Consider the following 15,163-nt stretch of genomic DNA (forward strand, 5'->3'; position numbering starts at 1 on the left):
CGATAGGTGTCTGCCGGCGTGGTTTCGACGGTGGTTTCGATCGCCTTCAGCTTGACCGCGAACCCGTCGACCGCGTCGGCGATCTTCGCGTCCAGGGCGGTGATCTGCGCGGCGAACTGGTTCCCCATTTCTTCGAACAGGGGGCGCAGCTGGGCGAAGTCGAGCGCGCCGCCCGCTTCGCCTTCGGGCTTGGCGGCGGGCTTCGGGTCGGCGGGCTTGGCGCCGCCGGTCAGCTTTGCGGCGAAGGCGTCGAACATCCCGCCCAGCTGGGTCAGGAAGGTCTGGCTGCCGGTGTCGCCGCCCGCGTCGGGGAATTCGATCGCGAAGGCCTGGTCGGGCGCGTCGGCGGAAAGGGTCAGCGCGCCAGGGCGAGCGCGGTTGAACTGCAGCCGATCGGTCGCGATCGAAGCGGGGCTGTCGGTCAGGGCGACGCCCATCAGATAGGCCTTGCCGCTGCCGGCGAAGTTGGGTTCGATTTCGATCGACGGATAGACCTTCTGGCTGGCGCCGTTCAGCTGCTGGGCTTCCTCGGTCACGTCCAGGACGCCGAACAGCCCGCGGCGGCGCTCGGTCTTGCCGTGGATGGTGACATCGACATCGTCGGTCGACAGTTCCAGGACATCGCCATAGGCGCGGAAGGGCGACTGCGCGCCGATGCCGCGGACATGTTCGATGTTCAGGCGCGCGCCATAGACCTTCGGGTCATAGCCTTCGGCCATCTGGTTCAGCATTTCCGCGTCGATGACGCGACCGTCGACGGTGGCGCCGGCGGTGGCGAGCAGGAAGGGCTTCGTCTTCATAGTCTTCGGACTCCAGGGTCTGCTGCGCCGAACCAGGCGCGTCGGTTCTGGGTCACTAAGGCCTTGCCTGGGGCGCATCATGCAACGCCGCGCGCGGGTGAAAGCGGCTTCGACCGCGCGAGGCGATAGCCAAGCCCAGGGGCGCGGGGTGCATGGCTGAAGCCATGCAGTTGCTGCCCGCATCCGATGGCCAGACCGAATTGACCGCCGCGTTCCTGAAGCGCCAGGCGCGGTCGCTCTATTGGCGCGGGTGGTCGCTGGCCGCGATCGCCCAGGAACTAGGGGTCATCTATCAGACCCTGGCTAGCTGGAAAAAGCGCGGCGCCTGGGATGATGTCAGCCCGCGCCAGATCATCGAAGACCGCATCGAAGCGAAGATCGCCAGCTATCTGGACAAACCCGATTTCAGCGAAGGCGACATGAAGCGGGTCGACTTCCTGATGCGGCAGATGGAGCGTTCAGCGCGCATCGCGAAGTTCGAACAGTCGGGCAAGGCCAGCGACCTGAACCCGAAGATCGAGCGTCGAAACGATGACGCAGCGAAGGCCAAGCGCGAGGAAAAGCGCCGCAATTTCCTGACCCGCGACCAGTGGCAGGCGCTGCTGGACGACTTCCATGAAAAGAACTTCGCCTATCAGGCGGCATGGTGGGAACAGCGCGACCAGCGGACCCGCAAGATACTGAAGTCGCGCCAGATCGGGGCGACCTGGTATTTCGCGCGTGAGGCGCTGGCGAAGATCGCCGAAGCGGTGCTGGCCGGCCAGCAGCCCAGAAACCAGATTTTCCTGTCGGCATCGAAGCGCCAGGCGATGAAGTTCAAGCGCGAACTGGTCAGCTGGGTGAAGCGGGTCTGCGATGTCGACCTGGCCGGCGACCCGATCATGATCGACTTCGGCGGGCTGACAGATGCCGAAGGCGAACCGCTGTCGCTCGACATGGTCGGGCTCTATCCGATTTCGACGAATTCCAACACAGCCCAGGGCGAAAGCGGCGACTTCTATTTCGACGAATTCTTCTGGGTTCATGGCTTCGCCCAGCTGCGCAAGGTCGCCGCGGCGATGGCGACCCATAAGATTTTCAAGCGGACCTATTTTTCGACGCCTTCGACGAAGACCCATGAAGCCTTCGCCTTCTGGTCGGGCGAGGAATGGAACAGCGGCAAGGCCAAGTCGAAACAGCGGCCCTTCGACAGCAGCCACAAGAACCTGGCCGGCGGCAAGATCATGCCCGATGGCAGCTGGTGCCAGGTGGTCACGCTGCAGGACGCGATCGCCGGCGGGCTGGGCGAACTGGTCGACATCGAAGAACTGCGCGCCGAATCCAGCGAAGACGAATTCAGGAACCTTTACGGGTGCGAATTTGTCGACGATGCGGCCAGCAGCTTCCCCTGGGCGCGCCTCGCGCCGGCGCGGGTCGACAGCTTCTTCAGCTGGCGCGATTTCCGGCCGGCGCTGCTGGACATCCCAGGCGGTCGCCCCTTCGGCGACAAGCCGGTCTGGCTGGGATATGACCCGAACAAGCAAGGGCGCGACGATGCCGCCCTGGCGGTGATCGCGCCGCCCGACCAGCTGGGCGTCGGCAAGTTCCGCATCCTCGACAAGTATCGCCTGAACGACCTGGATTTCCAGGGTCAGGCGGATTTCATCAGGTCGGTCGCCGATCGCTACAATGTGACCGACATTTCGATCGACACGACAGGGCATGGCCGCGCGGTCTTCGAAATCGTGAAGCGCTGGTTCCCGAACGTGCGGGCGATCGAATATTCGGTCGCGACGAAGACCGCGCTGGTCATCAAAGGCCAGTCGCTGTTCCGCTCGGGTCGCGTCGAATTCGACCAGGGCTGGTCTGATGTCATGCAAGCCTTCATGGCCATCCGCCCCGCGCTGACCGGCAGCGGGAAGGGCGTGACCTATACGGCCAGCAGAAACGGCCAGATCGGGCATGCCGACATCGCCTGGGCCATCCTTCACGCCTTTTCGAATGAACCCCTGGACATCGCCGCCGCGATCGATGCCGGCGGCGTCGACCAGGTGATCTTCTCCGACTGACCCGCCCGAAAGGAACCGACCCGATGACCGACCAGACCCTGATGACCCAGGCCCAGGCTGATGAACCTTCGAAGGCGATGGCCTTCAGCTTCGGCGATGCCGAAAGCGTCATCGATCGCCGCGAACTGACCGACTATTTCGAGATCTGGCACAATGGCCGCTGGTTCGAACCGCCGCTGCCGATGGACAGGCTCGCCCAGGTCTTCAACATGGCGCCGCAACATCGCGCCGCGATCGGGCTGAAGGTCAACCTGCTGACCGGCCTTCACGCGCCGACAGCCCAGCTGGGCGCGGCGGATTTCGAACGGTTCGCGCTCGACTTCCTGCAGATGGGCAACGGCTATCTTGAGGCGGTGCCAAACATCCGCGGCGGGCTCGCCCGCTGCAAGCATGCGCCGGCGCGGCATGTGCGCGCGCCGAAGGGCGGCGGCGGGTTCTATTTCGTCGGCCTGGGCGGCATCGGCCTGCAGCGCGAACATCGCTTTGACGAAGGCGCGATCTTCCAGCTGCAGCAGCCCGATGTCGCGCAGGAAATCTATGGGCTGCCCGAATGGCTGGCGGCGCTGCAGTCGGGGCTGCTGAACGAAAATGCGACCCTGTTCCGCCGCCGCTATTACCTGAACGGGGCGCATGCGGGCTTCATCCTTTACGTCAATGACGCCTTCGCCGATCAGGCGACCGCCCAGAAGATCGCCGAGAAAATGAAGTCGGCGAAGGGCGTCGGGAACTTCAAGAATATGTTCCTTTACATGCCAGGCGGGAAGAAAGACGGGGTCCAGGTGCTGCCGATCGCCGATGTCGCCGCGAAGGACGAATTCAGCGGGGTGAAGAACATTTCGCGCGATGACATGCTGGCCGCGCATCGCGTCCCGCCGCAGCTGCTGGGCATCGTCCCGACGAATTCGGGCGGGTTCGGGAAGGTGGGCGAGGCGCTCGATACGTTCTTCCAGATCGAAATCGCGCCGATCATGCGGCGCATGCTGTCGATGAACCAGTTCTTCGGCGCCGAAGTGCTGCGCTTCGATAACTACAGCGCCAGCGATGGCCAGGAAATCACGCCCCAGGGGCGCCGCGTCCTGCGCGAAGGGTCATCGGGTCCGATCGCCAGCTGACCAGTCCAGCGGGCGAGCCCGAACCATGAAGCCCGCGACCAATCAGGTCGCGGGCTTTTGTCATGCGATGCGGCGAACCAGGCGCGCGGCCAGCGGGGAAGCGATGCGAATGACGGGTCGCGATCGTATCCGGCAAAAATCAATATTTACAAATCGCAGCTATGTGACTGGCGAAATTCGACGTTTCTCGATCTCGAATTCGATCGCCTCCGTGGGGCTTTCTGGCGCATCGATAAGCTCTCTATCGATCCAATCATCGACATTGCATGAGGTTCGAAAAATCGGAAACGCAAAAGTTGGCGCTCCCATTTCCCCAAGAGAAATTCTCACGCCCGACCAAACTATCAATTCTTGCCTAGTATAGTCGATGCCCATACTTAGGATTGCAAAAACGTCAGTGTCTATATTGATTTTGCATCCGTTCATTTTTGTAATTGCATAGGCCGCAACTAGGTCAGACTGCGAAAGCAGTTTCGATTTATCATGAACTTCAATTAGCTTTGATTTAAGCAATAGAAAATACAACTCATCAATCAATTGTTTTTGAGTGAAGACAGGATTTCCTGGGACTACGCCGAGAAAATTCTTCAAAAACGTCTTTTCATAGTCAGAAAGATCGGCTTGAATTTTCTTCGATGAAATATCAAAATGTTCTAATTTATCGGTTATTTGACTCAATAAGGCTTTAGATTTTTTCGGGCTAATTCCGGTGATTTTCTTTATTGCAATCGGTTCTGCGAGATTAAAGGCGGCTAGGGCTCCCTTTTTAATTATCTCGACATCTGCCTTTCCAAAACCTTCCAGTGCGATGTGAGCGCGCAGCGCATCAAAGTGGTTATTCGCATGTGACCACGTTCGCCCCATCTTGCGTTCGCCAAAATGTGCGGCGAAATCGCCGACGTCTTTGACCGCATTGAGTCCAAATGGCGCTTCACGCAACCAGAGGAAGATGCGGTCCAAGTCTGCGGTCTGCGCGTCGCCTCGCAGAAGGCGATCGACCCTAGCAGACATGCCTGGCGGGGCTTTCATGACTTAAGATTTCCCCCTTTGCCTGACCGGCAGATCGCGCTGCGCCCAGAATGCCATCCAGTTTCCGACATCATCGTCGACGATGCAACCTTCGCCCATCATGTCGCGCAGCTGCCCGTCGATCGCGGCCAGCTGTTCGCGCGTCTCGACGCGGTCCAGGTAGCGGCGTGAAGCCTCTATGACGCCGCCTTCCAGGTCGCGGATGAACAGGCTGGGGCGGGGCTTCATGGCGAGCGCTCCGCCATGCTGGGCGTGATCTGGGCGCCGACGAAGCCGCATTGCGAACATTTCAGCCGGCCTTCCAGGGCTTCGATCGCCTGACCGACGCGGCGCCGGTTCGCGATGATCATCAGCACCCGCGGGTCGCTGACCGTCGCATGATCGCAGACGCGGCAAGTGACCCGCGCGGCGTAGCCATAGCGGACGAAGTCGGACAGCCGTTCGAGAACGATTCTTCCCATCGCCCCGCGATAGAACAAACATAGAACAGAGCGCAATGCCTCGCGCCCTACGCATTGCCCCTGATGCGAGCCCCAGCGCGCCGATCCCCCTTCGCCCGACCCCGCGCGCCGCGCTCGCCCCCACGCCTCGCCTTCGCCTTTTTTGCCTCTCGATATGCAAGGCAGCCGATCGCTGATGCCGCCGCCGGTGGGGGGTGTGTGCGGCGAAGGCATAACATCCATTACCTGCCCAGAAATGAGGGCGAGAAACCGCAGGAATCCGCCATTTTTCAGGTTATGGTTCGGCCATTACGCGACATAATCTTTTTCGGCTCTCGGCATTACCTTATTGAAATTCCAGCGGTTTCGAAAGCGCCGATGTTAGGGTTAGAAGACATAATCTGGTTATATCAATATTATAGAAATGTTATGTCCTAAGCCTTTGGAATTGAACGAATGTTAGGGATGTTATGCCTTTGCCGCGCATACCCTGAACTAGCAGGGGCTCGACGGAGTTCTGCCATTTTTCGACGAAAACAGCCCGATCGCGCTAACCTGCGCGTCGGGCTGTCGGGTAGATGCGGAATTATCCAGTGAAGCTAGGCGGCGATCTGCAATGTATGCTTGTGTGCAAATCGTGCTCCCGCAACCACCGTTTTAAACCCACCACAAGTCAACGCAGATTACGCCCGCAGCCTCGCTGCCGGGCGCGATTGGCGTTTGGTTTGCCAGCAGGAGGATCACGATGACCGATGCCCCCTTCCTCACCGCGCGGTTCGACAATGCTCTCGCCTATGCCAGCCAGCTGCACCGCACCCAGACCCGCAAGGGCTCGGGCATCCCCTATGTCTCGCACCTCCTCGCCGTCGCAGCGATCGCGCTCGAGAACGGGGCGGACGAGGATCAGGCGATCGCCGCGCTGCTGCACGATGCGGTCGAGGATCAGGGCGGCCTCGCCCGGCTCGAGGAAATCCGCGCCCTCTATGGCGACGGCGTCGCGCAGATCGTTGCCGACTGCACCGATAGCCACACGGAGCCCAAGCCCGCCTGGCACCCGCGCAAGGAGGCCTATATCGCCAGCCTCGCCCATAAGCCGCCGCGCAGCCTCGCGGTGAGCCTCGCCGACAAGACCCACAACGCCGCCGCGATCAACGCCGACCTGCGCGCCCACGGCGCGGTCGTCTGGAGCCGCTTCACGGGCGGGAAGGGCGGCACCTTGTGGTACTATCGCGCACTGGCAGACGCCTTCCGCACCCATGCGCCGGGGATCGCTGCCGAGCGCTTCGCACGCGAAGTCGACGAAATGGAAGAACTGGCAACGCGCGCTTAGGACAAACGACAACAGCCGCCCGCGGATCGATGCCCGTCACTCCTGCGCGAGCAGCCACGCTTGCAGCATCAGCACGATCCACAGCCGCTGCGTCCAGTCCCGCCGGCCCGAGAGGTGCTCGTCCCAGGCCTGGCGCACCGGCACAGGATCGATCAGCCCGTCGCGCCGCAAGCGATCCTCGGCGAGCAGGTCTTCGGCCCAGGCGCGCAGCGGCCCGCGCAGCAGATCGCCGATCGGGATGCCGAAACCCATCTTGGGCCGCTCGATCAGCTCGCGCGGGACATGGCGATAGAGGATCTGGCGCAGGGCCCACTTTCCCTCACCGCCGCGGATCTTCATGTGCGAGGGCAGGCGGGCCGAGGCCATCAGCACCTCGGGATCGAGAAACGGCACCCGCGTCTCGAGGCTGATGGCCATCGCCGCCCGGTCGACCTTGCACAGGATATCGTCGGGCAGATAGGTGCGCATGTCCTGCGCCATCATCAGCGTCGCGGGGTCACCGGCAAGCACCGCCGGCAGAGGATCGTCGAGCAGGGTGCGCGCCGGGTCGCCCGGCCCGATCGCCAGCGCCTCCCCCGGCCAGCTCGACACGAGGCCGCGGTAGAGATCATCGAACGTCCGCACATCGCGAAGCGTGACGGCAAGGCGGTGCGCCTTTTCTCCCAAGCGGCTGACCCTGCCGCCGGTCAGGCTGCCGATGCGGTCCCACGTCTCCACCGACACCGCCGCCATCCCCCGCGCCAGCCCGGCCCGGAGCGCGTGCGGCACCCGGTCCAGCCTGCGCCAGATGCGCGGGCCCCAGAGGTAGCGGTTGTAGCCGCCGAACAGCTCGTCTCCCGCATCGCCCGAAAGGGCCACGGTGACATCGCGCCGGGCGGCACGGCACACCAGGTGGGTCGGGATCTGCGAGGAATCCGCGAAGGGCTCGTCATACATCACCGGCAGCTGGGGGATGACCGCGCGCGCCTCGGCCTCGGTGACGATCAGCTCGGTGTGATCGGTCTCCAGATGCCGGGCGACCGCGGCGGCGTAGGGCGCTTCATTATAGGCGGGGTTCTCGAAGCCGACCGAGAAGGTCCTGACCGGGCGCGCGGATTGCGTCTGCATCAGCGCGACGATCAGCGAGCTGTCGACCCCGCCCGACAGGAACGCCCCGAGCGGCACATCGGCAATCATCTGCCTGCCGACCGACGTCCGCAGCGCTGCGTCGACGGCGTCCAGCGCCTCGGCCTCGGTGGAGAACGGCGCCTCTGCCCCGCTCTCCAGCATGGCGTCCAGCGACCAGTAGCGCCGGATCGACAGCGTTTCGTGACGGTCGCCGGGCCGCAAGGGCTGTGCGGGCGCATGGGCGGGCGGGTTGCCTTCGATGGTCAGAATGCAACCGGGCTCGAGCTTGTAGACCCCGGGGTGGATGGAGCGCGGCGCGGGCACATAGGCAAAACGCAGATATTGCGCGAGCGCCTGCCGGCACACCGCGCGCGGGAATTCCGGATGCTGGCGCAGCGCCTTGAGCTCGGAGGCGAACACCAGAGCGCGGCCGGCCCATCCCCAGTAGAGCGGCTTTTCCCCGATGCGGTCGCGCGCCAGCGAAAGGCTGCGCGTGCGCATGTCCCACAGGGCGATGGCGAACATGCCCGTGGCCCGGCGCAAGGTATCGTCGAGGCCCCAGTGGGCGATCCCGGCGAGCAGCGTCTCGGTATCCGAATGCCCCCGCCACTCCGGCGCAGCCCCCGCCGCCGCAAGATCGCGGCGCAGATCGAGATGATTGTAGATCTCGCCGTTGTAGGCGATGACGTAGCGCCCGCAGGCCGAGGCCATGGGCTGCGCTCCGGCGGCGCTGAGATCGAGGATCGACAGCCGCCGGTGGCCGAGCGCAATGCCGTCTGCGGCCCAGATGCCCCCGGCGTCGGGCCCGCGGTGATGCAAGGCCGTGGCCATCGCCTCGGCAAGCCGCGAAAGCTCATCCGACGAAGGGCCATCGGGGGCCAGTATCCCGGTCAGGCCGCACATGGGGATGGTACCGTGGTCATCGCAGATCAGGTCTTCCGGAAGATTCCGACATATTTGCCGTCGGATTCCGTGATCGCGTAGGTGAGACTCTTCTCCGTCACGAACTCGGCGAAATACATGTTGTCCTGGATGTCGTCGGAGATGAAGACGCCGCCGGGCGCGAGGGCCTCCCACAGCAGCGGAAAGGCATAGCCGCGGCCGTGCCAGCTCTTGTCGGAATCGTAGTGGCACAGATCCAATGTGCCGCCAGCCGCGCGAATGGCCTTTTCCAGCCCCTTGCGGTCGGGCTCGCGAATGAGCGTCCAGCGCGGGCGCAATTCCTCCGGAACGACGATACCGACGAACCGCTCGTTCCCCTGCTTGGGGTAGGGCATGTCGACGCTCCACAGGTGGCCGCCGTCCGTCTCGGCCAACCCCGAGAGGATGGCGAAGCTCGACCAGCCATAGGCGACCCCGGTCTCGACCACGCGCTTTGCCCCGGTCAGCCGGACCGCATCGAACAGCAGATCGAGATCGCCCGGCCCGCCCATTTCCACGGCCGATTGCCGCGCTCGCTCGTAGCCCGCATCGAGGGCCGCCTTGTTCATCCCCCGCAGCTCGCCGCTGATCCCGAGGCGCGCGAGGGCTTCGCCGATGGGCACGGCCTGACGCGCGGCCCAGGCCCCGGCCTCGCTGCGCAGCTGCGTCCCGTCGTAATCGGGCAGGAATTTCCGGCGGGCAAGCTCTGCCCCATGCGCCCAGAAGGCCGGGCGGCGTGCAAACCAGATTGCCGTCTTCGCTTTTTCAATCATTCGTCACTCAGCCTTGATCGGGGAAGAAAACGTGCCTGTACTTCCGGTTGACGACCTCGGGCGCGAAGTCGGCGGCGCGGCGCTTGAGCGCCTCGCGATCGTGGGTCGCCGCCAGCGCATCGAGGATGGCCCGCGCGAGCGCGTCGGCGTCACCCACCGGAACCAGACTGCCATAGCGGCCATCCTCGAGAATTTCCGCCGGGCCTGACGGGCAATCCGTGGAGACGACCGGGAGGCCGCAAGCAAGGGCTTCGACCAGCACATTGCCGAAGCCTTCGTAGTCGGACGAGAGCACGAAAAGATCGGACGCGGCGTAGAAGGGGACCGGATTGTCCACATGCCCCGGCATCAGCACGTCCGCGGCCAGGCCCTCCGCGGCGATCAACGCCCGTGTTTCCTCCTCGCATTCGCCGGTGCCCAGGATCATCAGCCGCGCATCGATAGAACGCCGCACGATCTTGAGCGCGCGGATAAGCAGGGCATGGTTCTTCTGCTTCTTGAGCCGGCCGACTGTCAGCAGGCGCTTGCCGGCCCATCCGCCCCATGCCGCCTCGACGGAACTGTCGGGGCCCGGAGGCGCGGGCAGGAGTCCCACGGGATTGTGCACCACCTGAAACTTGCCGCGCGGCATGAAGGCGAGCCGGGCGACATCGTCCGCGACGCCGCCCGAGACCGCGATCCGCGCCGATGCGAGCGGGTAGGTCAGCGCCAGCGACGCGCGCAGGGCCCAGCGCTTGGCAAGGCTGCCTCCGCCATATTGCACCGAGAGCGGGTTGTGGTCAGCGAGGCACAGCCGCGCCGATGACCGCGCGAGCCTGTGCGCGACCACGGCGATCGATGTCAGCGGCCAGATATTCGCATGGACGACATCGACGCGCTCCCGCTTGAGGTATCGCGCCAAGGGCCCGATCGCCCACCTCGCGCGCTTGACGTCGAGATTGAAGACCCGGCATCCGGCAGGCACCGCTGCCGAAACGTCGGCAGGCTCGTCGAGGAACACCAGATCGACGGCGTAGCCCTGGGACAGGAACCATTCGGCATTGGCGATGACGACACGCTCGGCCCCGCCGAAAGGCAGCAGGCTCGGCAGCAGGATTGCAAGCCGTTTGGGCCGGGCGCGGGCAGGCAGGGGCGTGCTGCGGGCAGCCGCGATCTTGCCGGTGTCGATCGGGTGGGTGTTCACCGCGTGCGCCCCCGCGCCAGCGCCTTGAGGCTGCCGGCAAGCGCCTGCCCGCGCGCGGCCACAGCCGAGGTCGATCGCCACTCCGTCCCGAGGTCGACCAGCTGCCCGCCGAACCTCTGCTTGAAGGTGAAGATGCCATCCTCCGCGCTGGTGCTGGCGACGCCGCCCAGATCGTACCAGTCGAGCCCAGCGGCCTTGAGGTGGCGCATCGCCTGCCAGTGAAGATACTGGCCGGTCCCGTCGTTCACTTTCGACAGATTGACGCCGTACATGAAGCTGGCTGCGTCACCGGCCTTGTAGAGGTGCAGGTAGTTGCTGGCCTCGCCGCCGTTGCGCGCGACCAGCAGGATGGCGCGCCCGTCCCCGTACATGGCGGCAATCGTCGCCGGTTCGGCGATGTTGAGGCCCCGCTCGCCCGAGAAATCCGTGAGGGCCGCCAGAAACGCGCTCACGAGGTCCGCGGGCGGCGCGGTGTAGGCCGTGACCGTGCACCCGCCGGCTTCGGCCTTCCTGATCTTCCGGCGGTAATCCGACGACATCGCCGACATCAGCCCGTCCTCGCTCTGGCGCAGGTCGATGACGAAGGTGGCCGTGTTGAGCAGACGCTCGTGCGAGGCGGCGCGGTGGAACGTGCGGCCGGACAGGACCGGCTCCGAAAGGACGCCGTCGAAATCGTGAATGATGATATCGGTCAGATCGACCAGCCCCGCCTGCGCCGCGAGCCACTGGTCCAGCGCCCCGCGCCCCGTGACCGTCAACAGGACGAGATAGCGCGTGACGATCGCCCGGCGCTTGGCCAGCACGCGCAGGCCCGGGCGGTCCTCCACCACGCGCCATCCGAAATAGCGCTGGTGCGCCCAGTCATCGGCCAGGAAGATGCTGCGATAGGCAGGGGTTGGCTGGGTATCGCCGGTGCTCATCAGGCGTCCCGTTTGCGCGCCGCGTAGTAAAACCAGGGCGTCAGATAGGGCGCAGACACTTCGGGAAAGTGGCCGCCGACGGTCTCGACAACCGTGAAGCCCGCCGCCGCCAGTTGCGGCTCCATCGTCGCCGGGGTGGAGACGTAGTGGTCCATGCCGCCGTGGACCGGATCGCGGATATAGCCCTCGCCCCTGGCATAGGCCTCCCGGCCGTAGTTGCGCGCGGCAAGGCTGGCAGACTTGAAGATCGAGCGCACGATCCGCCACACGATCTGGTGGCCGCGGGCATTGGCGAGCAGCGGCCAGACGCCCAGAATCCGGGCGTTGTGCGAGGAGAAGATGAACACGCCGCCCGGCTTCAGCACGCGGGCCGTTTCGGCGAGGCAGCGCGCGCGTGCCTCGTCGGAGCGGATCACGTCGATGCCGTTGAACGAGAACACGACCGCGTCGAACGTGCCATCGGCGAACTGCGCCATGTCGGTCGCGTCGCAGTGACGGAATTCGAGGTCCGGGAAGCGCTTGCGGCACGCGGCGACCATTTCTTCGGAATAATCCGCGCCGACATAGCGGCCTGCACCTTCGGCAAGGTAGGGGGTGGTGCGCCCGCCGCCGACGCCCATGTCGAGGATCGCCATGCCGGGCGTGAGGTGGCGCGCGAACAGATGCTGCTCGCACGGCTGCAGATCGGTCTGGCGTTCGTAGAAGGAGACGACCTCGTCACTCTTGTACTTCTCGAGATTTCCGTCGCCGGTCATTCAGCTGTTCCCCTGTTGGTGCCGCCCTGCGCGCTCGGCCGGGCCGTGCCGCCGGTCGCGCGGAAGCGGGCCTCGGCCATGCTGCGGCCATACATCGTGATGCGGTGATGCTCGGTCGCCGCCGCGTAAGAGAAGCGTTCGCCCGTCAGCAGGATATGCGCAAAGCCGGCGGCCGCGACGATCTCGGCATGGCCGGGCCGCTGGCTGCCGTTCGGGAAGGCATAGACCCGCGGCGCCTGGCCGAGCGCGCGGCCGAACCACGCCTGGCAGGCGCGCGCGTCATTGGCGACATAGTCGTCGGTTTCGGCGGCCATGGTGGCATGCTCCATGCTGTGCGCGCCGAATTCGTGAAGGTCGCCGATCTGCCGCAGGTCTTCGATCGTCATGAGCGGCGTGGTGCGCCACCCCTCGAACCGGTCGAAATGCGGCTGGAGCGCCGCCATCGCCGCTTTCTGCCGGGCGATCGGCATGTTCTTGAGCGCGGCCGAGGCACGCCGCCCCGTCAGAACGCGATCCCGCGTGGCCGCGCCGCGATCCTCCGCGGTTTCAAAGCCCGGGAGCGGCGTCTCGCGCAGCAGGCTGTCGGGCGCCTGCCCGATGAAGTCCTGCAGCATGACGTTGAGCGGCGGCTTGCCGCTTTCGACACAGGCCGGAATGATGTTCTGGTTGGCCCGGACCCGGTGGGCCTCGAGTATGGGGACGACGGTGGTGATGAAGTCCTTGTAGCCGTCATCGAACGACAGGACGAGCCTGGGCCGCCCGGTGTCGCCGGCTGCCTCGAGCCCCGCGAAGGTGACGATCTCGAACCGGCGCTTGAGCCAGCCGACCAGCTCGTCGAAGATCTTCGGCGACATGGCCTCGTAGGCGCTTGAGCTGTCGTCGTCGACGCGGTGGAAGTTGAGGACCGTCAGCGCACCGCTGCGCGCGATCCACGCAAGCTTGGCGCCGAGCGCCGGGTCGTTGCCCAGCACGGCCACCGTGGCGCGCTTCGCCATCGACCGGGCGAGAGAGATCATGATCCGGCCCTTCCCGTCGCTGCCGCGCGGGGGCGTGTCGGCATTTCCTGTGCACTGGCAAGCGCCACCGGCTCTGCTCCCCCGGATTTCATGAAAGCGGTTTCATTTCAATCATGCAACCTTATCGAGGGGGACTCGGGCTGTATAGTATCTGGCTTGCCCGCTCGGTCCGAAACCTTGCTGTGCCTGACCGGCGCGGAACTGTCCGCAAAATCAACGGGCAGCGCTGCGCGGCGGTAATCGCCCCTTGCGACACTCTCGTGTCAGGACTGCCGCCGGGGTCGGCTCAATCCTGCGCCGGGCCCGCCGGCCTTTGCGCGAACACCGGGGCGATCGAAAAGAGCGAGGTACGAATGCCGAGCTTGCGGCGGGCCACCAGAGTCATCCAGATCCCCTTCGCGAGCTCCGAAGCGATCATGCCGACCGCCATCGCCGAGACGCCGAGCCACGGGAACAGCGCCAGCGCCAGCGCGATCCCGACCACCGGACCGGCGAGGTAGATCTGCACCAGCTTGGTCTCCTCGCCGCACATGTTGAGGATCATCGTCGCCGAACCGAAGATGCCGTTGATGATGTAGGACACGGCAATCAGCAGAAGCGGTATCCACGCAGGGATGAATGCCGCGCCGAAGGCCCAGCCGATCAGCGGTCTGCCGACGAGGTAGAGCCCCAGCGTCATCGCGGCGGCGCCGGCCACCACCACCGCTGCCGATGCCACGGCAATCAGCTCCAGCTGGCGGATTTTCCGCTCAGCATGAAGCTGGGCGATGTGCGGCATGATGACCAGATTGACCGCCGTCGCAAGGAACCCGATCAGCGCGGACACGGCGAGAGCCACGCGGAAGATGCCGAGGTCGCCGAGCGTGGCGAGCGCGCCGATCAGCAGCACGGGGTACTGCCCGTCGATGGTGCGCATCACTTCGGTGCCGGTCATCGGCAGGGCGCTGCGTAGCCACTCGGCCTCGGTCCGCTGTGCCTTGGCCGCGCGCACCGCCTTGGGCGTGATGCGCACAAGGTGCCAGCCGATGACGCACAAGGTCGCCAGCCCGGCCGCCAATTGCAGGGTAATGGCGGTGGCCGCGCTCATCCGGCCGGACAGGAGGAACATCGCAAGCAGCAGCACAGCCATCAGCGCCGGGCGCAGCAAGGCTTCGTAGACCTGCGCCGAAACGACCCGGTGGAAGCCGCGCAGCGCGCCGAGGCCAAGGGCGATCAGCGCGGCCATCGGGATCGTGGCGAGGCTCCATGCATAGGCGGCCGTCAGCGCGTCGACCTTGGGCCATGGCCACAGCTGCATCCCGATCCAGCCGATCGCCATCATCAGCAAGGACGCCGCGATGATCGTCGCCGTGAACCAGAGAAGCGCGCCCTTGACGCGCGCAGGCTCGTCCGTTGCAAGGCCGACCGAGACTTCGCGGGTGATCAATTGCGGCAAGCCGAACTGGGCGGGAACCGTCAGCAGGGCTGCCACGGCAATGACGGCGGCGTAGATGCCGAACTGCTCGGGCCCCAGATAGCGCGCGAGCTGCACGCCGGTCGCGAAAGTCAGCCCCATGCCGATGACGCGGACGGCGAAGCTTGCGCCCACCGCATGCGCAAGCTTGCGCGAAAGGCCGTGGGGGTTCGCCATGTCGGCGGGCAGCCATGTCAGGCGGCCTGCGTCCCGCAGCAGCGCGCCTAGTCCCTTGGACCGGTCACGCACAGCGCCTCACAGGGTGTTGATTCTCTG

The 15,163-nt window shown here is 65.1% G+C and carries 14 protein-coding genes; 3 read left to right on the top strand and 11 right to left on the bottom strand.

Translation table 11 applies throughout. The features are described 5' to 3' along the window. The coding region (locus tag AX708_RS03745) for a GPO family capsid scaffolding protein (RefSeq protein ID WP_067489536.1) at positions 1-800 on the bottom strand (800 nt) is incomplete at its 3' end. Between the two features lie 152 nt (positions 801-952). On the opposite strand from AX708_RS03745, the gene AX708_RS03750 reads away from it, so the two are divergent. Next, positions 953-2,848, top strand: coding sequence for a terminase large subunit domain-containing protein (locus AX708_RS03750; RefSeq protein ID WP_082745605.1), 1,896 nt, complete (start codon positions 953-955; stop codon positions 2,846-2,848). Between the two features lie 23 nt (positions 2,849-2,871). Beyond that, complete coding sequence (locus AX708_RS03755) at positions 2,872-3,960, top strand: phage portal protein (RefSeq protein ID WP_233999604.1); 1,089 nt, start codon at positions 2,872-2,874, stop codon at positions 3,958-3,960. 159 nt (positions 3,961-4,119) lie between these two features. On the opposite strand, the gene AX708_RS20240 is transcribed toward AX708_RS03755, so the two are convergent. The 3 genes from AX708_RS20240 to AX708_RS03765 are packed head-to-tail and all read right to left on the bottom strand — an operon-like array spanning position 4,120 to position 5,450. Beyond that, the gene (locus tag AX708_RS20240; protein WP_156443421.1) at positions 4,120-4,989 is read right to left on the bottom strand and encodes a hypothetical protein; all 870 of its coding nucleotides are present in this window, start codon (positions 4,987-4,989) and stop codon (positions 4,120-4,122) included. Positions 4,990-4,992: 3 nt separating this feature from the next. Further along, positions 4,993-5,217, bottom strand: a complete 225-nt coding sequence (locus tag AX708_RS03760; RefSeq protein WP_066530507.1) for a hypothetical protein — start codon at positions 5,215-5,217, stop codon at positions 4,993-4,995. Then, entirely contained in the window at positions 5,214-5,450 is a 237-nt protein-coding gene (locus AX708_RS03765) for a hypothetical protein (RefSeq protein ID WP_066530515.1), read from the bottom strand. Before AX708_RS03765 ends, AX708_RS03760 begins: the two co-directional genes overlap by 4 nt. A gap of 724 nt (positions 5,451-6,174) precedes the next feature. Between AX708_RS03765 and AX708_RS03770 the strand changes: the two genes are divergently transcribed. Then, positions 6,175-6,759 (top strand): HD domain-containing protein, encoded by a 585-nt coding sequence (locus tag AX708_RS03770; RefSeq protein WP_066530517.1) that lies wholly within the window; start codon positions 6,175-6,177, stop codon positions 6,757-6,759. A 36-nt stretch (positions 6,760-6,795) separates the two neighbouring features. Here the strand turns inward: AX708_RS03770 and asnB are convergent, their stop codons facing one another. The 7 genes from asnB to AX708_RS03805 form a co-directional block, all read right to left on the bottom strand. Beyond that, complete coding sequence (gene asnB, locus AX708_RS03775; RefSeq protein WP_066530518.1) at positions 6,796-8,769, bottom strand: asparagine synthase (glutamine-hydrolyzing); 1,974 nt, start codon at positions 8,767-8,769, stop codon at positions 6,796-6,798. A 26-nt stretch (positions 8,770-8,795) separates the two neighbouring features. After that, positions 8,796-9,560, bottom strand: coding sequence for a class I SAM-dependent methyltransferase (locus AX708_RS03780; protein ID WP_066530519.1), 765 nt, complete (start codon positions 9,558-9,560; stop codon positions 8,796-8,798). A gap of 7 nt (positions 9,561-9,567) precedes the next feature. Then, the gene (locus AX708_RS03785) at positions 9,568-10,743 is read right to left on the bottom strand and encodes a glycosyltransferase (RefSeq protein WP_066530521.1); all 1,176 of its coding nucleotides are present in this window, start codon (positions 10,741-10,743) and stop codon (positions 9,568-9,570) included. Further along, on the bottom strand, positions 10,740-11,663 hold the full coding sequence (locus tag AX708_RS03790) for a GNAT family N-acetyltransferase (protein ID WP_066530524.1): 924 nt from the start codon (positions 11,661-11,663) through the stop codon (positions 10,740-10,742). Before AX708_RS03790 ends, AX708_RS03785 begins: the two co-directional genes overlap by 4 nt. Then, on the bottom strand, positions 11,663-12,418 hold the full coding sequence (locus AX708_RS03795) for a class I SAM-dependent methyltransferase (RefSeq protein ID WP_066530527.1): 756 nt from the start codon (positions 12,416-12,418) through the stop codon (positions 11,663-11,665). Before AX708_RS03795 ends, AX708_RS03790 begins: the two co-directional genes overlap by 1 nt. Further along, positions 12,415-13,434, bottom strand: a complete 1,020-nt coding sequence (locus AX708_RS03800; RefSeq protein WP_082745607.1) for a polysaccharide deacetylase family protein — start codon at positions 13,432-13,434, stop codon at positions 12,415-12,417. Before AX708_RS03800 ends, AX708_RS03795 begins: the two co-directional genes overlap by 4 nt. A gap of 286 nt (positions 13,435-13,720) precedes the next feature. Then, the gene (locus AX708_RS03805; RefSeq protein ID WP_156443422.1) at positions 13,721-15,136 is read right to left on the bottom strand and encodes an oligosaccharide flippase family protein; all 1,416 of its coding nucleotides are present in this window, start codon (positions 15,134-15,136) and stop codon (positions 13,721-13,723) included. Positions 15,137-15,163: the final 27 nt, after the last annotated feature.

It is taken from the genome of Erythrobacter sp. CCH5-A1 (assembly GCF_001557115.1).
Classification (GTDB): Bacteria; Pseudomonadota; Alphaproteobacteria; order Sphingomonadales; family Sphingomonadaceae; genus Erythrobacter.